Source organism: Massilia haematophila (assembly GCF_042647645.1).
GTDB classification, from domain to species: Bacteria; Pseudomonadota; Gammaproteobacteria; order Burkholderiales; family Burkholderiaceae_D; genus Telluria; species Telluria haematophila.
This window is the reverse complement of record NZ_JBHRVV010000001.1, coordinates 281,898-303,064: the sequence shown is the minus strand read 5'-3', so window position 1 is coordinate 303,064 and position 21,167 is coordinate 281,898. Positions and strand designations below refer to the sequence as shown.

The 21,167-nt window shown below is 66.8% G+C and carries 17 protein-coding genes; 7 read left to right on the top strand and 10 right to left on the bottom strand.

Annotated elements, in window-relative coordinates; translation table 11 throughout:
• The first annotated feature begins 2 nt into the window (after positions 1-2).
• From ACFOPH_RS01310 to cobA, 4 genes are read left to right on the top strand one after another with little or no spacing between them, the layout of a single operon-like run.
• Positions 3-719, top strand: coding sequence for a phosphoadenylyl-sulfate reductase (locus ACFOPH_RS01310; RefSeq protein ID WP_312550190.1), 717 nt, complete (start codon positions 3-5; stop codon positions 717-719).
• A 36-nt stretch (positions 720-755) separates the two neighbouring features.
• Positions 756-1,694, top strand: a complete 939-nt coding sequence (gene cysD, locus ACFOPH_RS01305) for a sulfate adenylyltransferase subunit CysD (protein ID WP_379732975.1) — start codon at positions 756-758, stop codon at positions 1,692-1,694.
• A complete protein-coding gene (locus tag ACFOPH_RS01300; protein ID WP_379732973.1) occupies positions 1,694-3,025 on the top strand; it encodes a sulfate adenylyltransferase subunit 1 in 1,332 nt (443 codons plus the stop codon). Before cysD ends, ACFOPH_RS01300 begins: the two co-directional genes overlap by 1 nt.
• 14 nt (positions 3,026-3,039) lie before the next feature.
• Positions 3,040-3,780 (top strand): uroporphyrinogen-III C-methyltransferase, encoded by a 741-nt coding sequence (gene cobA, locus ACFOPH_RS01295; protein ID WP_379732971.1) that lies wholly within the window; start codon positions 3,040-3,042, stop codon positions 3,778-3,780.
• Between the two features lie 383 nt (positions 3,781-4,163).
• On the opposite strand, the gene ACFOPH_RS01290 is transcribed toward cobA, so the two are convergent.
• Together ACFOPH_RS01290 and ACFOPH_RS01285 are read right to left on the bottom strand one after the other, a co-directional pair.
• Positions 4,164-5,603 carry an App1 family protein gene (locus ACFOPH_RS01290; protein ID WP_379732969.1) on the bottom strand — a complete coding sequence of 480 codons (1,440 nt, stop codon included), beginning with the start codon at positions 5,601-5,603 and terminating at the stop codon, positions 4,164-4,166.
• A 91-nt stretch (positions 5,604-5,694) separates the two neighbouring features.
• On the bottom strand, positions 5,695-6,141 hold the full coding sequence (locus tag ACFOPH_RS01285; protein ID WP_312554457.1) for a hypothetical protein: 447 nt from the start codon (positions 6,139-6,141) through the stop codon (positions 5,695-5,697).
• A gap of 265 nt (positions 6,142-6,406) precedes the next feature.
• Here ACFOPH_RS01285 and ACFOPH_RS01280 point away from each other — a divergent pair, with 265 nt between their 5' ends.
• Positions 6,407-7,387 carry an alpha/beta hydrolase fold domain-containing protein gene (locus ACFOPH_RS01280; RefSeq protein WP_379732967.1) on the top strand — a complete coding sequence of 327 codons (981 nt, stop codon included), beginning with the start codon at positions 6,407-6,409 and terminating at the stop codon, positions 7,385-7,387.
• 21 nt (positions 7,388-7,408) lie between these two features.
• Here the strand turns inward: ACFOPH_RS01280 and ACFOPH_RS01275 are convergent, their stop codons facing one another.
• From ACFOPH_RS01275 to lptF, 3 genes are read right to left on the bottom strand one after another with little or no spacing between them, the layout of a single operon-like run.
• The gene (locus tag ACFOPH_RS01275) at positions 7,409-7,801 is read right to left on the bottom strand and encodes a sirohydrochlorin chelatase (RefSeq protein WP_312552092.1); all 393 of its coding nucleotides are present in this window, start codon (positions 7,799-7,801) and stop codon (positions 7,409-7,411) included.
• Complete coding sequence (gene lptG, locus ACFOPH_RS01270; RefSeq protein ID WP_379732965.1) at positions 7,801-8,994, bottom strand: LPS export ABC transporter permease LptG; 1,194 nt, start codon at positions 8,992-8,994, stop codon at positions 7,801-7,803. The genes ACFOPH_RS01275 and lptG overlap by 1 nt, the downstream gene beginning before the upstream one ends.
• Positions 8,991-10,142, bottom strand: a complete 1,152-nt coding sequence (lptF, locus tag ACFOPH_RS01265) for an LPS export ABC transporter permease LptF (RefSeq protein ID WP_312552089.1) — start codon at positions 10,140-10,142, stop codon at positions 8,991-8,993. Before lptF ends, lptG begins: the two co-directional genes overlap by 4 nt.
• A 79-nt stretch (positions 10,143-10,221) precedes the next feature.
• Between lptF and ACFOPH_RS01260 the strand changes: the two genes are divergently transcribed.
• A complete protein-coding gene (locus ACFOPH_RS01260) occupies positions 10,222-11,718 on the top strand; it encodes a leucyl aminopeptidase (protein ID WP_312552088.1) in 1,497 nt (498 codons plus the stop codon).
• Between the two features lie 458 nt (positions 11,719-12,176).
• Here ACFOPH_RS01260 and ACFOPH_RS01255 read toward each other — a convergent pair whose 3' ends face one another.
• Together ACFOPH_RS01255 and ACFOPH_RS01250 are read right to left on the bottom strand one after the other, a co-directional pair.
• Positions 12,177-12,365, bottom strand: coding sequence for a DUF1653 domain-containing protein (locus ACFOPH_RS01255; RefSeq protein WP_379732963.1), 189 nt, complete (start codon positions 12,363-12,365; stop codon positions 12,177-12,179).
• Positions 12,365-12,709 carry a hypothetical protein gene (locus ACFOPH_RS01250; protein ID WP_379732961.1) on the bottom strand — a complete coding sequence of 115 codons (345 nt, stop codon included), beginning with the start codon at positions 12,707-12,709 and terminating at the stop codon, positions 12,365-12,367. Before ACFOPH_RS01250 ends, ACFOPH_RS01255 begins: the two co-directional genes overlap by 1 nt.
• A gap of 462 nt (positions 12,710-13,171) precedes the next feature.
• Between ACFOPH_RS01250 and xth the strand changes: the two genes are divergently transcribed.
• A complete protein-coding gene (xth, locus tag ACFOPH_RS01245; RefSeq protein ID WP_312552085.1) occupies positions 13,172-13,936 on the top strand; it encodes an exodeoxyribonuclease III in 765 nt (254 codons plus the stop codon).
• A gap of 258 nt (positions 13,937-14,194) precedes the next feature.
• Here the strand turns inward: xth and ACFOPH_RS01240 are convergent, their stop codons facing one another.
• The 3 genes from ACFOPH_RS01240 to acnD form a co-directional block, all read right to left on the bottom strand.
• A complete protein-coding gene (locus ACFOPH_RS01240) occupies positions 14,195-17,053 on the bottom strand; it encodes a sensor domain-containing protein (protein ID WP_379732959.1) in 2,859 nt (952 codons plus the stop codon).
• 166 nt (positions 17,054-17,219) lie between these two features.
• Entirely contained in the window at positions 17,220-18,410 is a 1,191-nt protein-coding gene (gene prpF, locus ACFOPH_RS01235) for a 2-methylaconitate cis-trans isomerase PrpF (protein ID WP_379732957.1), read from the bottom strand.
• A gap of 151 nt (positions 18,411-18,561) precedes the next feature.
• Complete coding sequence (gene acnD / locus ACFOPH_RS01230; RefSeq protein ID WP_312549951.1) at positions 18,562-21,162, bottom strand: Fe/S-dependent 2-methylisocitrate dehydratase AcnD; 2,601 nt, start codon at positions 21,160-21,162, stop codon at positions 18,562-18,564.
• Positions 21,163-21,167 lie beyond the last annotated feature (5 nt).

Here is a 21,167-nt window from a genome sequence, read left to right as displayed (position 1 = left end):
GCATGAGCGAACTCGCCACCCGCGTGCAGGACACCCGCGCCATCCTCGAGCGTATCGCGGCCGAATTCACGCCGGCCGTGTTCGCCTCCAGCCTGGCGCTTGAAGACATGGTGCTGACCGACCTGATCCTGAAGAACAAGCTGCCAATCGGCATCTTCTCGCTGGAAACTGGCCGCCTGCACAAGGAGACCCTGGCCGTGCTGGAACAGGTGAAGGCCCATTACGGCTACGAGATCGCGCTGTTCCGCCCGCAGACGGACGCCGTGGATGCGTATGTTGCCGCGAATGGCCTGAACGCCTTCTACGACAGCATCGAGATGCGGCGCGAGTGCTGCCGCGTGCGCAAGGTCGAGCCGCTCGGCCGCGCCCTGCTCGGCAACAAGGCCTGGATCACCGGCCAGCGCCGCGCCCAGTCCGCGACCCGTTCCGACCTGCGCGTCGAGGAAGACGATCCGGCCCACTTCATGACCAAGTTCAATCCGCTGGCCGACTGGTCCGAAGAGGAAGTGTGGGAATACATCCGCGCCAACGACGTGCCCTACAACGCCCTGCACGACCGCGGCTACCCGTCGATCGGCTGCGAGCCCTGCACCCGCGCGATCCAGCCGGGCGAGGACGTGCGCGCCGGCCGCTGGTGGTGGGAAAACCCGGAATCGAAGGAGTGCGGCCTGCACGTGGTCGACGGCAAGCTCATCCGAATCAAATCCGTTGCTGCGTGATTCAGTACGCCAACTCAAGAATACAAGGCCCCATTCATGACGAATCTTTCTGAAACCAACAAGGTGCTGGCCGACGTCAACGCGCGCCACCTCGACGCCCTCGAATCCGAGGCGATCCACATCCTGCGCGAAGTGGCGGCCGAATGCAGCAACCCTGCCCTGCTGTTCTCGGGCGGCAAGGACTCGGTCGTGCTGCTGCGCCTGGCCGAAAAGGCCTTCCGTCCCGGCAAATTCCCCTTCCCGCTGGTGCACATCGACACCGGCCACAACTTCGACGAAGTGATCGCCTTCCGCGATGCACGCGTCGCGGAACTGGGCGAGCGCCTGATCGTCGGTTCGGTCGAGGAGTCGATCAAGAAGGGCACCGTGCGCCTGCGCAATCCGCAGCTCGATTCGCGCAACGCGGCCCAGGCCGTGACCCTGCTGGAAACCATCGCCGAACACGGCTTCGACGCCTGCATCGGCGGCGCCCGCCGCGACGAGGAAAAGGCCCGCGCGAAAGAGCGCATTTTCTCCTTCCGCGACGAATTCGGCCAGTGGGACCCGAAGGCCCAGCGTCCGGAACTGTGGGACCTGTATAACACCCGCGTCCACCCGGGCGAGAACATGCGCGTGTTCCCGATCTCGAACTGGACCGAGCTCGACGTCTGGCAATACATCGCCCGCGAACAGCTGGCCCTGCCGTCGATCTATTTCGCGCACCAACGTGAAGTGATCCCGCGTAACGGCCTGCTGGTGCCGCTGACCCCGCTGACCCCGGCCAAGGAAGGCGAGACTGTCGAAACCCAGACCGTGCGCTTCCGCACCGTCGGCGACATCTCCTGCACCTGCCCGGTCTCGTCCGATGCATCGACCGTCGACGCGATCATCGCCGAGACCGCCGTGACCCAGGTGACCGAGCGCGGCGCGACCCGGATGGACGACCAGACCTCGGAAGCCTCGATGGAAAAACGCAAGAAGCAAGGATATTTCTGATGAACGCACTCACTGACGCATCTACTAACACGTTGACCCAACACAGCCTGCTGCGCTTCATCACCGCCGGTTCCGTCGACGACGGCAAGAGCACCCTGATCGGCCGCCTGCTGTACGACAGCAAGGGCATCTTCGCCGACCAGCTGGCCGCCGTCTCGCGCTCGAAGCACAAGCGCACCGTGGGCGACACGATCGACCTGTCCTTGCTCACCGACGGCCTGGAAGCCGAGCGCGAACAGGGCATCACGATCGACGTGGCCTACCGCTACTTCGCCACGCCAAAGCGCAAGTTCATCATCGCCGACACCCCGGGCCACGAGCAGTACACCCGCAACATGGTGACCGGCGCCTCGACCGCCGACGCCGTGATCATCCTGGTCGACGTGTCGAAGGTCAAACTCCGTGAAGACGGTGGCGTCGATTTGCTTATTCAAACCAAACGCCACTCGACCATCGCCAAGCTGCTGCAGATCGAGCACGTGATCGTCGCCGTCAACAAGATGGACCTGGTGGACTACGACCAGGCTGTCTACGAGCGCATCGTGGCAAGCTACCGCACCTTCGCCGATTCGCTCGGCCTGAAGGACGTGACCGCGATCCCGCTGTCGGCCCTGGCCGGCGACAACGTGGTCGAGGCGAGCGAGCACATGGCCTGGTACCAGGGCCCGACCCTGATCGAGCTGCTGGAGTCGCTCACGGTCTACGACGAAGCACACGATGCACCGTTCCGCTTCCCGGTGCAGTTGGTGGCACGCCACAACGGTCACGAAGCCAACGACTTCCGCGGCTACATGGGCCGCATCGAGTCGGGCAAGGTCGCGGTCGGCGACCAGCTCGTGGTCCAGCCTTCGGGCCAGAGCGCGACGGTCAAGGAGATCGTCACCTTCGACGGTTCCCTGCAGTCGGCCAGCGCCGGCCAGTCCGTGACCCTGCTGCTGAACGAATACCTGGACATCTCGCGCGGCGACACCCTGTCGAACGCGCAGGCGCCGGCGACCCTGCTCAAGCAGGTCGTGGCCGACGTCTGCTGGATGTCGGACGAGCCGCTGGATGTGCGCCGCAAGTACTGGATCAAGCACGGCACGCGCCAGACCGCGGCCAAGGTCACGAAGGTGGACACCCTGCTCGACGTCAACACCCAGGAACGCAAGACGGTCGACGACCCGGCCGCGGGCCTGAAGCTGAACGACATCGCGCGCATCCACCTGACGGTCCAGCAGCCGCTGGCGGCCGACGCCTACGCCGACATCCGCGCCACCGGCGCCTTCATCCTGATCGACGAAGTCACGCACCAGACCGTGGCAGCGGGTATGATTCGTCTCGGCGAATAAACCAGGAGCAGTGGATGACGGAACTCGGGAAGGTCTACCTGATCGGCGCCGGCCCGGGTGCGGCCGACCTGATCACCGTGCGTGGGGCGCGCTTGCTGGCGCAGGCCGATGTGGTGCTCTACGACGCGCTGGTGACGCCCGAGATGCTGGCACTGTGTAGCCAGGCCGAGCTGATCTCGGTCGGCAAGCGTTCCGGCCAGCGCTCCACGGCCCAGGAGGCGATCAACCGCCTGCTGGTCGAATGCGCACAACAGTACCGGATGGTCGTGCGCCTGAAGGGCGGCGACCCGATGCTGTTCGGCCGCGCCGACGAGGAATTGCGCGCGCTCGAAGCGCTCGGCATCGCCGTCGAGATCGTCCCCGGCATCACCACCGCGGTGGCCGCCGCCGCCACCACCAGGCAGCCGCTCACCAAGCGCGGCGTGGCGAGGAGCGTCGCCTTCTTCACCTCCAGCACGGCGCCCGACCAGCCCGAGCACCCCGCCCTGCCCCACACCGACACCATGATCCAGTACATGGGCGGCCGCGAAGCCGCGGCCACCGCCGAGCGCCTGCTGGCCCAGGGGCGCAGCATGGAAACGCCGGTGGTGGTGGTCGAGAATTGCAGCCGGCCTGACGAGCGCATCGCACGCCTGACCCTGGCCGACCTCGCGCGCGGCCTGGACGCCGCCCACGGCCCGGTGCTGGTGATGATCGGCGAGGCCCTGCGCCTGCGCGAGCACCAGGTCGACAACGCAGCCGCGGCTCGCGCCTGAAACCACTTCCCTGACGGTCGTGCCGTTCAGTCATGCCCGGAAGCCCGCTCGGGGCGAGCTCGGAGCGGTCGTAGGGTGGGCACTCCGTGCCCACGCGTTACCTGCGCATCCGTTCTACGTTGGCTGACACCGATCGCTCGCCAACCTTAACCTCTGCCCGGTTTGCGTCCAGCCCACACTTTGCGAGCGATAGATCGCGGCCTGTGACTACCGGCCACGCCCGTAACGCGTGGGCACTCCGTGCCTACGCCGGCCGCGCCCACCCTACCGCTACGCCTGCGCAAGCGAATGCCGACAACGCAGCCGCGCCGCGCGTGTAAACACTTCCCTGGCCGACCTCGCGTAGTCTCGCCGTACGCTCCCGGCCAGCCACCAGCCCGCGCTCAGCCCGCGGGCGGCTTGCCCTCGTCCTCGCGCTTGTCCTGGCGCACCGCCCCAAGGCGGTCGACCTGGATCAGCCCCTCCGCCGCCGCATGCGAGGCGGCGAACACGCTGTCCGGCGCCAGGATCAGCTGGGCGCCCTTGGTGCTGGTTTCCTCGATCAGGCGGTCGAGCGCCTCGATGCGCGCCGGGTCCGGATTGACGTTGCGGATGTAGATCATCCGTACCGAGCCGGGATGGCGGCGCAGGATCTCGGCATAGATCTCGGGATCGCGCTCGCCGCTGTCGCCGATCAGCACGAACTGCATGTCCGGATAGAAGCGCAGGATCAGTTCGATCTTCTCGAGCTTGTGGTTGCCGTGCTTGGTCAGCTTGAAGACGTCGCGCAGGCCGATCTCGCGCAGCAGCAGCGGTCCCAGCGGAATGCCCTGGAGGCGCATGAAGTCGACCAGCGGCCCGTACAGGTGCCAGGGGCTGCTCGACACGTAGAACACGGGATTGGCCTCGTTGCCGCCGGCGCCGTCGCGCAGCGCGCGGTAGAAGGCGGCCACGCCCTTGAAGGGCTTGCGCGTGTGGGCGTTGGTGCGGGCCAGCATCAGGGCCATGTTCAGCTTGTTGGTGACGTTGGTCCACAGGACCGTGTCGTCGATGTCGCTGATGATGCCGAAACGGGCCGAGGCCGCGGGGACGAGCGCCTCGGCGACGCCGGTCACCGGGCCGCCGCCGGGCGCGCGCGCGTCCGGCAGCGCCAGCGCGACGCGGTGCGCGCCGCCGGGCAGCGGCGGATCGGCCGCGATCTCGAACGTGAAATAGCCGCCGTCGTCGGTGATAGCCTCGTAGCTGCGTCCCTGGAAATGCGCCGTCACGCGCGCGCCGGGCACCTCGTCGGCTTCCAGGCGCCGGTACAGGGCGACCAGGTTGCGCCAGCCGCTGTCGTCCTGGGTCTGTTCGCGAAAGGCCGCTTCGTCCAGCACCCGGCCCTTGATCCACAGGGTGCGCGCATTGCCGAAGCCCTGGTAGGGAATCAGCATCAGCTGGCGGCCAAGGCCGGGCACGCGCAGGCGGCGCAGGGCCTGGCGGGCGAAGCTGCCGCCGGTGTCGGCCAGCCGCTCGCGCAACGCTTCGCGGCGTCCGGCGGCCGGCGCCCGCGCGGCCGGCACCTCCTCCTGTATGGGCGGCGACGATTGCGAAGCCGCGCGCTCGACCCAGAGCGCGCCATCGGACGCATCGAGAAAGGCGTCGACTTCGCCCCACCGGTCCGGCGACAACGACGCGGGCAGCACCTCGACCTCGGCGCCGGCGGCGCGCAGGCGGGCCAGTTCGTCGTCGGAAGCGATGCCCGGGTTCAGGCGCAGGCGGGCGCCGGCGGGACGGATGCGCGCGACGAGATCGTCGTAGCCCTGGCGGGTGAGGACGAGAAACGGCATGTCGGTGGCTTGCATGGGCGGGCGGCTGGGGGATTGGTTGACCAGTCCCTAGTATCGCGCATCACGGCGCCGGCCCGACGCACGCGAGCGGCGGCGGCCGGACCTGTCAGCCCGGGCAGTGCGCCCGCGCGCCGTCGTATTCCTCGATCTGGACGACCAGGCGGTCGGCCTCGGTCCAGGTATCGGCGGCGATCCGGTTCAACTGGGCGATCGCCGCTTCCAGCCGTGCGCCGGTGCGGCCGCGGCACTCCTTCACGTGCCAGTGCGCCAGGTCGCGCCGCATGTTGTTCAGGTCATCCTTCAGCTCGGCCAGCATGGCGCGCAGCTTGCGGTCGGCGTCGACCCGGCCCGGGACGTTGCCTGCGCTGAGGTGGCAGGACATGGCCGCGATCTTGGCGCGCATGGTCGCGACGCGGTGCGCCGCCGCGTCGATCCGCCTGGCGCAGCGCATCTCGACGACCAGGGCGGCGGGCAGGCGCGCGACGCGCCGGAACAAGGCCTGGACGGGGCGCAGCAGCGCGGCAACGAGGTCCTTCAGGAGCGGTGCAAGCATGGCGCGGGTCGGTTGGTTGGTGGTCCGGCACTCATCCGGAATAGCCCGAGCAGTGTGGGCGTATTCCGAAGCAGTGTCAAACCGCCAGGCGGCAAGCGGCCATGATTCGGAACAATCCGTGGCAAGTTCGCCGCAACCCTTATCAAGCCGCCATCGAAACCTTTGTCAAAGCGGCAGCATCGCCAGGCGGGCGAGGCGGGCGAGGCGGGCGGGCGAGGCGGCGACGCTGCTATCATCGCCGCATCGCTCCAGCCGACAGCCCGCCATGACCGACCTTCCGCTCGACGCCGCCATCCTTGAAGAGGCACGCCGCTTCAATCGCAAGCTCGCCTGGGCGCCGCGCTTCCGTGTCCGCAACCGCTTGATGCCGATGCTGGGCCAGGGGCTGCTGCGCGTCTCGCAGCTCGGCGCCGGGCACAGGCTGGCGCGCGCCGGCATCCGGGTCGAGCGCCGCCTTGCCGCCGCCGGCAGGCTGCGCGTGCCGGTACGCATCCTGCGCCCGGCCGGCCCGGTGCAGGCCGTCGTGCTCGACATCCACGGCGGCGGCTGGGTGATCGGCAACGCCTGCATGGACGACCGCTTCAACGCGGCGCGGGTCGAGGCCTGCGCAGCCGCCGTGGTCTCGGTCGACTACCGGCTCGCAACCGGCGCCGGCATCGACGACATCATCGAGGATTGCGTGGTGGCCGCGCGCTGGCTGCTGGACGGCGGCTTGCCGGAGTACCGCGGCCTGCCCGTGTTCGTGATCGGCGAATCGGCCGGCGCCCACCTGGCCGCCAGCGCGCTGCTGTGCCTGAAAGCCTGGCCTGCCTTGCTGGAACGGGTGGCGGGCGCGGTGCTGTTCTACGGCGTCTACGACCTGGCCGGCACCCCGTTCGTGCACGCGGCCGGACCCGAGACCCTGGTGCTGCACGGCCCGTCGATGGCCGCCTCGCTGCGCCTGCTGACGCCGCACCTGGATGACGCCGGGCGCCGCCGGCCGCCGCTGTCGCCCCTGTTCGGCGACCTCGCCGGCATGCCGCCGGCCCTGATGTTCGCCGGCGAACGCGACCCGCTGCGCGACGACAGCACGCAGATGGCGGCGCGCTGGCGGCAGGTCAACGAGGTCGAGCTGCACCTGCTGCCCGAGGCGCCGCATGGCTTCATCCACTTCCCGACGCGCATGGCCGGCCTGGCGCTGGCGCGCAGCCATGCCTGGATCAACGCGCAGGTGGCGCGCCGCGAGCAGGCGACGATGAAGATGTAGAAAGAAGCGAGACCCTGCGTCTCAGCCCGGCGCCCCGATGGCCTTCAGGCAGTAGTCGCTCATCGCCGCCAGCACGTCCGGGTCTTCGCCGACCGCGCCGGCCACGTTCAGGGTCAGTTGCGGATGCGCCGCGCGCAGGCCCTCGGCCAGCAGCGGCAGGTCGCGCAGCAGGTGCCCGCCCTGTCCCAGGAACACCGGCACCACGGTGACATCGAGCACGCCGCGCTCGACCAGGCCGTCCACCACCGCCGGCAGGCGCGGCTCCATCAACTCCAGGAAGGCCAGCGTGACCTCGCAATCGGGCAGGCGCGCCTGGGTGATCTCGGTTAGGCGCTCGAAGGGCGCGGCCCAGGAGGCGAGGCGCGCACCGTGGGCGAACAGGATCAGGGCACGCCGTTGCGTCGTCGCGTTCATCAGTGTCGCTCCACCCAGCGCAGCGCGCCGACCGCGAGCGCCAGGAACAGCAGGCTGGGCGCGGCCGCCGTGACAAAGGCCGGCCAGGTCGACAGCAGCCCCAGGTGCGAGAACAGGGAGTTGATCAGGATGAAGCTCACCCCGATCATGATGCCGATGAAGATCTTCAGGCTGACGCCGCCGCTGCGGGTGTGCAGGTAGGCGAAGGGCAAGGCCAGCGCCATCAGCACGAAGATCGCCAGCGGATCGATCAGCTTTTTCCAGAACGCGATCTGGAAGCGCTCGCTCTCCTGGCGGTTCTCGACCAGGTGGCGCGAGTACACCGCCAGTTCGTTGGCCGACATGCGCTCGGGGTCGCGGCGCGAGACCTGCAGGATCTTCGGCGTGATCTCCGAGACCAGGTCGAGGCTGTCGAGCCTGCGCGTGGCGACCGCGCTGGTGTCCTGGCCGAAGGTGCTCTGGATGGTCTGCCCGGCCGGCACCGGCGCGCCCGGCTCGGGCAGCGTGCGGCTGTTGGTGAACAGGGTCTCGGTGACGTTCTGCAGGCGCCAGGTGCCGTTGCCGCTGAAGCTGGCGCTGGCCGCGGTGATGATGGCGCGCATGCGCATCGCCTTGTCGAACTCGTACACGCGCACGTCGAGCAGCTGGCCGTCGGGGCGGATCTGGCGCGCATTGAAGAAGCGCGAGCCGACGATCTCGCCGCGCACGCCGTTCGGGCCGGGCGCGTGCACGTTATCCTTGGTCCACATCCCCGAGCGGAACTCGGAGGCGAGCGTGGAGCCCTTGGCGGTCAGGCGCACCTTTTCCGCCAGCGGCGCGGTGCGCGGCGTGATCAGCTCGCCGAAGATGAAGGTGATGACCACGAAGACGACGCCGATCTTGAACAGCATCATCCCGGCCATGCGCGTCGACATCGAGGAGGCGCGCATGATGGTGAACTCCGAGCTTTGCGCGAACTGCGCCATCGCGTAGATGGTGCCGATCAGCGCGGCCACCGGCATCACCTCGTAGACGTGCCCGGGCAGCATCAGCGCCACGTAGAGCAGCGCATGCTGGAACTGGTAGTTGCCCTTGCCGACCGAGGGCAGCTCGCCCGTCAGGTCCATGAAGGCGATCAGGCCGAGGAAGGCGAACAGCACGAAGACGACGGCCTGCGTGATGTTCACCGCAAAATAGCGTTGCAGGACTTTCATCGGGACTCCACGCCTGCCAGCTCGGGCGACTTGCGCAGCAGGCGGCGGCGCTTCCAGGCATTGATGATCACCAGCGGATGGTAGCGGTGATTGACGTTCAGGCGCCAGGCGAACAGGCCCAGCACGATCAGGGCGACGATCAGGTGCAGCGGCCACCAGGCCATGCCGAAGTCGATCTTTTGCTGCTTGACGCTGGCCTCGGCCATCTTCACCAGGTTGTTATAGGTGAAGAAGATCAGGAGCGCGAGGATCAGGTTGGCCGAACTGCCGGCGCGCGGATTGACGAAGCCGAGCGGGATCGCCAGCAGCACCAGCAGCAGGCAGACGATGGGCGAGGAAATACGCGACAGCAGCTCCGAGCGCGTGTACTGGTTGTCCACCGCCAGCAGCATGGCCAGGGGCTGGGCGTCGAGCGGCACGTCGGTGCCGAGCACCGGCACCTGGGTCGCCACGCGCATGCTGTAGCGCTCGAACTCCATCGACTGGTAGTCGGCCTGGCCCGGCACGCCCTGGTAGCGGCGGCCGTTCTTCAGCACCAGGTACTGCCCGCCCTTGCCGTCGGCTTCGATCACGCCTTCCTTGGCGACCACGACCGAGTTGTTGGCGCCGTTCAGGCTGTTGACGAACACGTTCTGCACCACGGTCGATCCGTTGGCGCTGCCTTCCACGAAGAACACGCGGTCGGCCGAGGACGATTCGCGGAACTGGCCGGGCGCGACGCGCTTGAGGTCTTCGCGCTTCTCGAAGCGCTGGATGTATTCGGTGCTCTTCATCTTGGCCCAGGGCGCGACGAACAGCGACAGCGCGCCCACCAGCAGCACCAGCGGAATGCCGAAGAGGAGCACCGGCCGGATCCACGCCAGCAGCGACTGGCCCGAGGCAAACCAGACCACCATTTCGGAATCGCGGTAGGTGCGGGTGACCACGACCAGCACGGAAATAAAGCTGGTGAGGATCAGGACAGTTGGCAGATAATTCAAGGATTGAAACGCGATCAGTGCGACCACGTCGCCGGACGCGACACGTCCGCCCGCGGCCCTGCCGAGGATGGCGATCAATGTCCAGGTGATGCACACCGAGAAGAGCACCGTGAAGGTTGCTCCGGCCGCGCTGGCCAGTTCACGGTGCAAGGCGCGTGAAAAAATCATTCGATAGTTATAATTGCAGGTTGAGCAGTGTTTCCACTGCTGTTCGCATGCTGCGCACAATACGAAACGGGAGAATCAAATGGACTTTAGCATAAAAGCATTCGACACAAAAAACACCCTGGCCGCGGCCAAATCCGGCTGTGTGGCAGTGGCGGTGTTCGAAAACAAAAAACTGTCGCAGGCTGCGAAAGCCCTCGATCAAACCGGTGAAATCACCGCGGCACTGAAGTCGGGCGACATCACCGGCAAGGCCGGCTCGACCCTGCTGCTGCGCGGCGTGGCGGGCGTGTCCGCGGCGCGCGTCCTGCTGGTCGGCATGGGCGCCGACGAAGTGGTCAGCGAGAAGAATTTCGTCACCGCGGTCAACGCGACCCTGAAGGCCTTCGCATCGCTGGGCGCGGCGGACGCGATTATCGCATTTCCAACCACCGAAGTGAAAGAGCGCACGCCAGAATGGGCGCTGCAAACCCTGGTCGTCGCCGCCAACGAAGCTGAATTCCGCAGCGACGCGCAAAAGAGCAAGAAGGAACCGGCGTATAGCGGCGTGCGCAAGATCACGGTCGCCGTGCCGCTGGCGAACACCCAGACCAAGGCCTCGCTGGCACAGGCCATCGCGATCGCCAACGGCATGAAGCTGACCAAGGAACTGGGCAACCTGTCGCCGAACGTCTGCACCCCGACCTACCTCGCCAACGTCGCGCGCAAGCTCGCCGACGACTTCGGCTTCGAGATCGAAGTCCTGGAGCGCAAGCAGCTCGAAGCGCTGAAGATGGGTTCCTTCCTGGCGGTCGCCAAGGGCAGCGAGGAAGCGCCGAAGTTCATCGTCCTGAAGCACATGGGCGGCGGCAAGAAGGATGCGCCGACGGTCCTGGTCGGCAAGGGCATCACCTTCGACACCGGCGGCATCTCGATCAAGGCCGGTCCGGGCATGGACGAGATGAAATACGACATGTGCGGCGCCGGCTCGGTGCTGGGCACTTTCCGCGCGATCGGCGAGATGGGCCTGAAGCTGAACGTGATCGGCATCGTCGCCGCTTGCGAGAACATGCCGTCGGGCCGCGCCACCAAGCCGGGCGACATCGTCACCTCGATGAACGGCCTGACCATCGAGATCCTGAACACCGACGCCGAAGGCCGCCTGATCCTGTGCGACGCCCTCACCTACGCCGAGCGCTTCAAGCCGGCCGCCGTGGTCGACATCGCCACCCTGACCGGCGCCTGCGTGATCTCGCTGGGCCACCACAACAGCGGCCTGTTCACCCGCCACGACGCCGCCCACGACGCCCTGGCCGAGGAACTGCTGCAAGCGGGCAAGGAAGCCGGCGACGGCGCCTGGCGCCTGCCGATCGGCGAGCAGTACAACGAGCAGCTGAAGTCGAACTTCGCGGACCTGGCGAACATCGGCACCCCGGGCGGCGCCTCGATCACCGCGGCCTGCTTCCTGGAGAACTTCACCCGCAACTACACCTGGGCCCACCTGGACATCGCCGGCACCGCCTGGAAGAGCGGCGCGCAGAAAGGCGCCACCGGCCGTCCGGTGCCGCTGCTGACGACCTTCCTGATGAACCGCGTGTGATCGGTTTGACGGAATGAAGACGGGCCGCTGATGCGGCCCGTTTTTTTATGGAGGGGGGCCGTTGACGTTCGTAGGGTGGGTACGCGTACCCACCGGTATTGCGCGGCGGCGCGCTGTCGACATCGCGCTGTCGACATCGGTATCACGTCGATGCGCGCGCAAATTGGTGCGAGCGCGCCGCGTGTACGCAAACGGTGAGACCGCGTGGGTACAAGTACCCACCCTACGGATCCGGGGTTTGTGTTGTTGACGTTGTAGGCTGGACACCTGTGTCCACGCGGTACAGGACGCCTGCGTCACGTCAGCATTGGCGATAACGCAAGCGGATGGAATTTGGGAAAGCCGCGTTCACGCGAACGGTCAGACAGCGTGGACACAGGTGCCTGCGCGGCCCGGCCCACCCTACGAAAGAATATTTCAGCAGCCGTCCAAGCGTGAAATTTTATTTCACGCGCGCGTCAGGACACCAGCGCGAAGCGCGGCGTCATCACCCCGTCGACCTCGACCAGCTCGAAGAACACCGCCCTCGGCCGGGCCCAGATCGAGCCGTCGGCCGCGCGGTAGATGATCATCGGCGTCAGGTCCGCCTCGAGCGTGGCCTCGCAGACCAGCTCGTACAGACCGCCTTTGTAGTGACGGTATTGCATCAGGCCTGTTCGGCCGTCGCTTTTTGCTTCTTCTTCAGGCCCTGGATGACCTTCAGCACGCCTTCCATGCCGGCGCTCTCGTCGAGGTCGCTGAAGGCGTCGAGCACTTCGTTGAGCACGCGGTTGCGCACCGCCGCTTCGTCCTGCTGCATCGCCTGTTGCATTGACTGCTCATTGAATTTCGACGGGGTCTCGGCCGCCGCCTTCGCGCCATGGGCCAGGGCTGCCTGCCAGATCACCCAGCGGCGCTGGGTTTCGTAGACGAGGTATTCCTCGGGCTTGTCTTCACGGCGTCGCGTAATGTGGCCATCGCGTTGGGCCCATGCTTCAAATGCACTGCGCATCTCTGTCCTTTTCATATGGGTACGGATACTCGCTATCGAAACAGCAATATTTCACCATAGTACCATTTTGTCCCAAAAACCCTTGCACGAATGAATCACGAATCGTGCGGTCTGCGGAACGGGTATGCCTGATATCGTTCAGGCTGTTTAACGGCATACTACATCGCGAGTTATGCAAATACAACTTAAAGTTCCTTAAAAGTAACAATAAAGAATTGTTACATGGAATGCTTCAATTGTTACACCTTGCAACAATTCCCAAGCAAAAGTTTTTGCGATGTGAGTATTTTATTACACAAACTTATGTTTTGATCATTCGAATTGCATTTTAAGCAAATAAAATGCTGCACTGCCGGATAAGGGCAGCGAGATGTCGACGTTGCAGGAATGACGGCGAGCGTCGATACTGCGCACGAGCCAGGGCGGACGGTCTGCCCGGCGTTTTACTTACCGCGCGCATACATGAAAATAGCAACATGGAACGTCAACTCGCTGAAGGTGCGCTTGCCGCACCTGCTGCAATGGCTCGAAGCCAATCCGGTTGACGTGCTCTGCCTTCAAGAGACCAAGCTGACCGACGATAAGTTCCCGGTCGCAGAAATTAATTCTGCTGGTTATCAAGTCGCCTATACCGGCCAGAAGACCTATAACGGGGTGGCGATCCTGTCGAAGCATCCGATCCGCGATGTGGTCAAGAACAACCCGCGCTTCGAGGACGCGCAGCAGCGCATCATCGCCGCCACCATCGAGGGCGTGCGTGTCGTCTGCGCCTATATCCCGAACGGCCAGGCCGTCGATTCGGACAAATATGTCTACAAGCTGGCCTGGCTGAAAGCCCTGCACGAGTGGCTGGCGGCCGAGATGCGCGAGCATCCGCAACTGGCCCTGCTGGGCGACTACAACATCGCCCCCGAGGACCGCGACGTCCACGACCCGGCCGAGTGGGAAGGCAAGATCCATTTTTCGGACAAGGAAAAGGCGGCGATGGCGGCCCTGGTCGACCTCGGCATGGTCGACGCCTTCCGCATGTTCGAGCAGCCCGAGAAGCAGTACAGCTGGTGGGATTACCGCATGATGGCCTTCCGCCGCAACCGCGGCCTGCGCATCGACCACATCCTGCTGTCGACCGAACTGGCCAGGCGCTGCACCGCCTGCATCATCGACCGCGAACCGCGCAAGTGGGAGCAGCCGTCGGATCATACGCCGGTGGTGGCGACGCTGGATTAAGCGTCCGGTCGGATTGTCGGCATGAACGTGGGGTGGGGTAATTGAGGCCAGTGGCCTCAATTACGTGCCCACGCGTTACGCACATGATGCTCGGTTACGTGCGTCGATTGTCGATCGCACCGTGTCACCGTGCCGCGATCGATTACACGTACCCTGTTTCGACGATCGTAGCCAACGCATGCATCGCGAGCGGCGTGTCACCGCAGTGGGCAAGTGAGACGCACGTAACGCGTGGGCACGGAGTGCCCACCCTACGGGTCAGGCTGCGTCTTCCGCCAGCAGCTGGCGCGTCGCCGCGCTGTCGAGCGCCTTCGCGAACAGCCAGCCCTGCACGTACTGGCAGCCGTAGCCGCGCAGCAGCGCCAGCTGCTCCTCGGTCTCGACGCCTTCGGCCACCACCTGCAGCTGCAGGCTGCCCGCCAGCGCCATGACGGCGGCGACGATCGCGCGGTCCTCGCTGCTCGCTTCGAGTTCGCGGATGAAGGCGCGGTCGATCTTGATCTTGCGGACCGGGAAGCGCTTCAGGTAGGCCAGGCTCGAATACCCCGTGCCGAAGTCGTCGATCGACAGGCGCATGCCCATGCGGTTGATCTGGCCCAGGATCTCCAGCGTCTGCTCGCTGTGCTGCATCAGGGCCGACTCGGTGATCTCGAATTCGACCAGGGCCGGGTCGATCCCGGTCTCGTCGACGATGCGCCGGATCGAGGTCACCAGCGCCTTGTGCATGAACTGGCGCGCCGACAGGTTGATCGCCAGCGGCACCGGCGGCAGGCCCTGGCGCTGCCATTCCATGCTCTGTTCGCAGGCGCGGCGGATCACCCACTCCCCGACCGGCACGATCATGCCGTTTTCTTCCAGGATCGGTATGAAATCGTCCGGCAGCGCCAGGCCGATGCCCGGCCGGCGCCAGCGCAGCAGCACCTCGAGCGCATGCACGCGGCGCGTCGCCATGTCCATGATCGGCTGGTAGAAGGGTTCGAACTCGCCGTTGGCGAGCGCCGTGCGCAGGTTCGATTCGAGTTCGAAGTGGCGCGCCGCCGCCTGGTTCATGCGCTGGGTGAAGAACTGGTAGTTGTTCCGTCCCGCGCCCTTGGCGTGGTACATCGCGGCGTCGGCATGGCGCATCAGGGTCTCGGCGTCGAGGCCGTCGTCCGGATACAGGCAGATACCGATCGAGGGCGAGATGTGCAGCAGGTGGCCCTCGATCGGCACCGGCACGGCGAGCGCCTCGATGATCTTCTCGCTCACGTGGTGGCACTCCTCGACCGCCCCCACGCCCGGCACCAGCACCACGAACTCGTCGCCGCCCAGGCGCGCGACCGTGTCGCTGGCGCGCACCGCGTGGCACAGGCGGTTCGCCACTTCCTGGAGCAGGTAGTCGCCGATCAGGTGGCCGAGCGAATCGTTGATGTTCTTGAAGCGGTCCAGGTCGATGAACATCACGGCCAGCTTGCCGCCCGCACGCCCGGCCGCGACGATGGCGCGCTCGAGACGGTCGGTCAGCAGGGCGCGGTTCGGCAGCCCGGTCAGGCTGTCGTGGTAGGCCATGTGGTGCACGCGCGCCTCGGCCTGGCGCCGCTCGACGATCTCTTCCTGCAGCAGCGCGTTCGCGCCCGCCAGTTCGGCGGTGCGCTCGGCCACCCGCACCTCGAGCTCGTCGCGCGCGCGGCGCACTTCCTCGGCGGCGGCGCGCTGCGCGGTGACGTCGTCGACCATCCAGACGCTGCGCCCGCCCGGGTCGTTCAGGTCGAACGGCCGCCCCGACAGGCGCGCCCAGAACAGTTCGCCGTCGCGCCGGATCAGGCGGTGTTCGGACACGTGCACGCGCCCGGCGGCGAAGTCGCGCGCGGTCTCGGCGCGCGCGGCGTCCCAGCTGTCAGCGTCCGGATACAGCGAGCGCACGGTGGCGCCGGTGACGCTGCCCTGGGTGCAGGCGAACAGCTCTTCCATCTTGCGGTTGCAGTGCAGCGTGCGCCCCTTCTCGACCACGGCGATGCCCAGCACCGCGGTGTCGAGGATGGCCTGGTTCTCCAGCAGCGCATTGCGCAGCGACTGCTCGTCGCGCTTGTGGCGGGTGCGGTCCTCGATGATCCAGACGTTGCCCTGGCCGGGGTCGTCCGGATTGACCATGTAGCCGATCAGCTGGACCCAGATCGGCGTGCCGTCGGCGCGCACCATCTCGGTCTCGCCATGGTAGGCCTGGCCACGCTCGAACTGGCGGTAGGCCGCGGCGCCGACCGTGTCGCATTCGTCCTGGTCGCGGTACAGCTGGCACACGTGGGCCGGCGGCGACGCGTCGGCATAGCCGAAGATGGCGCGGAAGCCGGCGTTGCAGCGGGTGATCCGGCGCGAGCGCGTGAAGAGGATCGCCAGCGAGGAGTTGGTCAGCAGCGCCTCGACCTCGAGCTGGGCGCGGCGGGTCTCGGTCACGTCCTCGACGATCCAGATGGTGCCGGCCTCGCGCCGGCCGGGCTCGACGCCATGGGCACGCACGCGGCACCAGAACAGGCTGCCGTCGCGGCGCCGGAACTGCTGCTCGTCGCGCTCGAACACGCGGCCCTGCAGCAGCGCGCCGAAGGCGTCTTCCATGAAGGCGTGGAAGGCCTGGTGGGTCACGAAGACCTGGGCCGGGTCCATGCCGACCAGTTCGGCCGGCGTCGCGTCCAGCATCGCCGCCAGGCGCGGATTACAGTCGAGCATGCGCCCGCCCCGCGTCAACAGGATGCCGACCGGCGCGTTCTCGAGGATCACGCGCTGTTCCAGCGCGCTGGTGCGCAGGCTTTCGCTCTGCCAGGGGCCGACGTCGACGAAGACGAAGCTCGCGCCGTAGCCGGCGCCGAGCGGCTGGACGCAGACCTGCACCGGCACCATGCCATGGCTGGCGGCCAGCGCCCCAGGCCAGGTGCAGGGCTTCGCCATCGCCTCCGCCATCAGGCTGGCGTCGTTGGCGCTGGCCACGCGCAGCAGCTCGGTCAGCGCGCGGCCCTGGGGCGGCGCGCCGAGCAGCGTAACGAGCGCTTCGTTGGCGGCAACGATGACGCCTGCGGCATCGCAGGCGCAGGCGGGCGCGCCCAGCAGCCGCAATGCATCGGCCACGAGGGCGGGTTGACTCGACATTCTGTCCATCTCAGGTGATCCCCAGGCCGCGACCTCTAACGATGGGTCGCTTGGCGTTGGCAGATCATAAACCACGCTGCATGGACGTACTAGCATTTTGGAAACAAAAACGACCGACTGTCGCCATATTGACGACAGCCGGCCGCGGCAGGCGCAGACTTGGGGCCTAGAAGGCGTCGCCCGGCACCCGTACCCAGCCTTCCATCAGGACGCGCGCGCTGCGGCTCATCACCGCCTTGGTGACCTGCCACTCGCCGTCCGCCTCGACCGCCTCGGCGCCCACGCGCAGCGTGCCCGAGGGGTGGCCGAAGCGCACCGCGCTTGGGCGGCCGCCGCCGGCGGCCAGGTTCACCAGCGTGCCGGGCACCGCGGCGGCGGTGCCGATCGCGACCGCCGCCGTGCCCATCATCGCGTGGTGCAGCTTGCCCATCGAGAGCGCGCGCACCACCAGGTCGATGTCGGCGGCCGCCACCGGCTTGCCGCTGGAGGCGGTGTAGTCGCGCGGCGGCGCCACGAAAGCGACTTTCGGCGTGTGCTGGCGCCCTGCGGCCTCGCCGACGTTCTTGATCAGACCCATGCGCACGGCGCCGCAGGCGCGGATGGTCTCGAACATCACCAGCGCGCGCTCGTCGCCGTTGATGGCTTCCTGCAGCTCGGTGCCGGTATAGCCGATGTCGGAGGCATTGACAAAGATGGTCGGGATGCCGGCGTTGATCATGGTCGCCTTCAGGGTGCCCAGGCCCGGCACTTCCAGGTCGTCGACCAGGTTCCCGGTCGGGAACATCGAGCCGCCGGCGCCCTCCTCGTCGGCCGCCGGGTCCATGAATTCGAGCTGGACTTCGGCCGCCGGGAAGGTCACGCCGTCGAGTTCGAAGTCGCCGGTTTCCTGGACTTCGCCGTTCGTCATCGGAACGTGCGCGATGATGGTCTTGCCGATGTTGGCCTGCCAGATGCGCACCGTCGCCATGCCGTCACGCGGCAGGCGCGCGGGGTCGACCAGGCCGCTTGAAATGGCAAAGGAGCCGACCGCCGAGGACAGGTTGCCGCAATTGCCGCTCCAGTCCACGAAAGGCTTGTCGATCGAGACCTGGCCGAACAGGTAGTCGACGTCGTGGCCGTCGCGCGTGCTTTTCGACACGATCACGGTCTTGCTGGTGCTCGACGTGGCGCCGCCCATGCCGTCGATCTGCTTGCCGTAGGGGTCGGGGCTGCCGATCACGCGCAGCAGCAGCTTGTCGCGGGCCGGGCCGGGTTGACGGGCGGCTTCCGGCAGGTCCTGCAGGCGGAAGAAGACGCCCTTGCTGGTACCGCCACGCATGTAGGTGGCGGGAATTTTGATTTGGGGTTGGTGTGCCATGTGTCGTTGATTCCGTTTGATGGTGCGGGCGACATGTCGCCGTACGTGGCCCGATGTTGGGTGCGTAACGCGTGGGCACGGGGCGCCCACCCTACGTTTGCGGATGTTGTAGGGTGGGCGCCCCCGGTGCCCACCATTACGCGTCCAGAGCTTACGCCGCGACCTTCGAGGAGGCCAGGAAGTCCTGCGCGAAGCGTTGCAGCACGCCGCCGGCTTCGTAGATCGACACCTCTTCGGCCGTGTCGAGGCGGCAGGTGACCGGCACCTCGACGCGCTCGCCGTTCTTGCGGTGGATGACCAGGGTGAGCGTCGCGCGCGGGGTGCGCTCGCCGACCACGTCGAAGGTCTCGGTGCCGTCGATCCCCAGGCTCAGGCGGTTGGTGCCCGTCTGGAACTCCAGCGGCAGCACGCCCATGCCGACCAGGTTGGTGCGGTGGATGCGTTCGAAGCCTTCGGCCACGATCGCTTCCACGCCTGCCAGGCGCACGCCCTTGGCCGCCCAGTCGCGCGAAGAACCCTGGCCGTAGTCGGCGCCGGCGATCACGATCAGCGGCTGCTTGCGCTCCATGTAGGTCTCGATCGCTTCCCACATGCGGGTCACCTGCCCTTCCGGCTCGATCCGCGCGAGGGAACCTGCACGCACGCTACCGTCTGGATTGCGCACCATCTCGTTCTTCAGCGTCGGGTTCGCGAAGGTCGCGCGCTGGGCCGTCAGGTGGTCGCCGCGGTGGGTCGCATACGAGTTGAAGTCCTCTTCCGGCAGGCCCATCTTGAACAGGTATTCGCCGGCGGCCGAGTCCATCATGATCGCGTTCGACGGCGACAGGTGGTCGGTCGTGATGTTGTCGCCCAGGACCGCCAGCGGCCGCATGCCCGACAGCGTACGCGCACCGGCCAGCGCGCCTTCCCAGTAGGGCGGACGGCGGATGTAGGTGCTCTGGGGACGCCAGTCGTACAGCGGGCTGACGGCCTCGCCATCGTCGGCCACGCGCGCGAACATCGGCGTGTAGACCTTGCGGAACTGCTCGGGTTTCACGCTCTGCTCGATGACGGCGTCGATTTCCTCGTCGCTCGGCCAGATGTCGGCCAAGGTCACCGGCTTGCCTTGCGCGTCCGTGCCCAGCACATCCTTCTCGATGTCGAAGCGGATGGTGCCGGCAATCGCATAGGCGATCACCAGCGGCGGCGACGCCAGGAAGGCCTGCTTCGCGTAGGGGTGGATGCGGCCGTCGAAGTTGCGGTTGCCCGAGAGGACGGCGGTCGCGTACAGGTCGCGCTCGACGATCTCTTTCTGGATGACGGGATCGAGCGCGCCGCTCATGCCGTTGCAGGTGGTGCAGGCAAAGGCGACCACGCCGAAGCCCAGCTTTTCCAGTTCCGGCAGCAGGCCCGCTTCTTCCAGGTAGAGCGAGACCGCTTTCGAGCCTGGCGCCAGCGAGGACTTGACCCAGGGTTTGCGCAGTAGGCCGGCCTTGTTGGCGTTACGCGCCAGCAGGCCGGCGGCGACCATGTTGCGCGGGTTGTTCGTGTTGGTGCAGCTGGTGATGGCGGCGATGATGACGGCGCCATCCGGCATCAGGCCGGGTTCGTTCTCGACCGTGCCGGCGATGCCGCGCGCGGCCAGTTCCGAGGTCGGCACGCGCTTGTGCGGGTTCGACGGTCCCGCGATGTTGCGCACGACGGTCGACAAATCGAAGCGCAGCACGCGCTCGTACTCGGCGGTGGTCAAGGCGTCGGCCCAGAGGCCGGTTTCCTTGGCGTAGAGCTCGACCAGTTTGACGGTCTCGTCTTCGCGGCCGGTGAGCTTCAGGTACTTGATGGTCTGCTCGTCGATGTAGAACATCGCGGCCGTCGCCCCGAATTCCGGCGCCATGTTCGAGATGGTCGCACGGTCGCCCAGGGTCAGCTTGGCCGCGCCCTCGCCGTAGAACTCGAGGTAGGTCGAGACCACCTTCTCTTTACGCAGGAACTCGGTCAGCGCCAGCACCACGTCGGTGGCGGTGATGCCCGGCTGCGGTTTGCCGGTGAGTTCGACGCCGACGATGTCCGGCAGGCGCATGTAGGACGCGCGGCCCAGCATGACGCTCTCCGCTTCCAGGCCGCCGACGCCGATGGCGATCACGCCCAGCGCGTCGACCATCGGGGTGTGCGAGTCGGTGCCGACCAGGGTGTCCGGGAAGGCGACGCCGTCCTTCACCTGGATCACGGGGCTCATGCGCTCCAGGTTGATCTGGTGCAGGATGCCGTTACCCGGCGGGATCACGTCGACGTTCTGGAAAGCCTTCTTGGTCCAGTTGATGAAGTCGAAGCGGTCCTCGTTGCGGCGGTCCTCGATGGCGCGGTTCTTGGCAAAGGCGTCCGGATCGAAACCGCCGCATTCGACGGCCAGCGAGTGGTCGACCACCAGCTGGGTCGGCACGACAGGATTGACCAGGGCCGGGTTGCCGCCCTCGAGGGCGATGGCGTCACGCAGGCCGGCCAGGTCAACCAGCGCGGTCTGGCCCAGGATGTCGTGGCAGACCACGCGCGCCGGGAACCAGGGGAAGTCGAGGTCGCGCTTGCGCTCGATGAGTTGCTTCAGCGATGGCACCAAAGCCATCGGCTCGCAGCGGCGCACCAGGTTCTCGGCCAGCACACGCGAGGTGTAGGGCAGCTTGTCCCAGGCGCCGGCTTCGATGCTGTCGACCGCTTCGCGCGCGTCGAAGTAATGCAGGTTGGTGCCGTGCAGGGGTTTGCGGTATGCGTTGTTCATGGTGA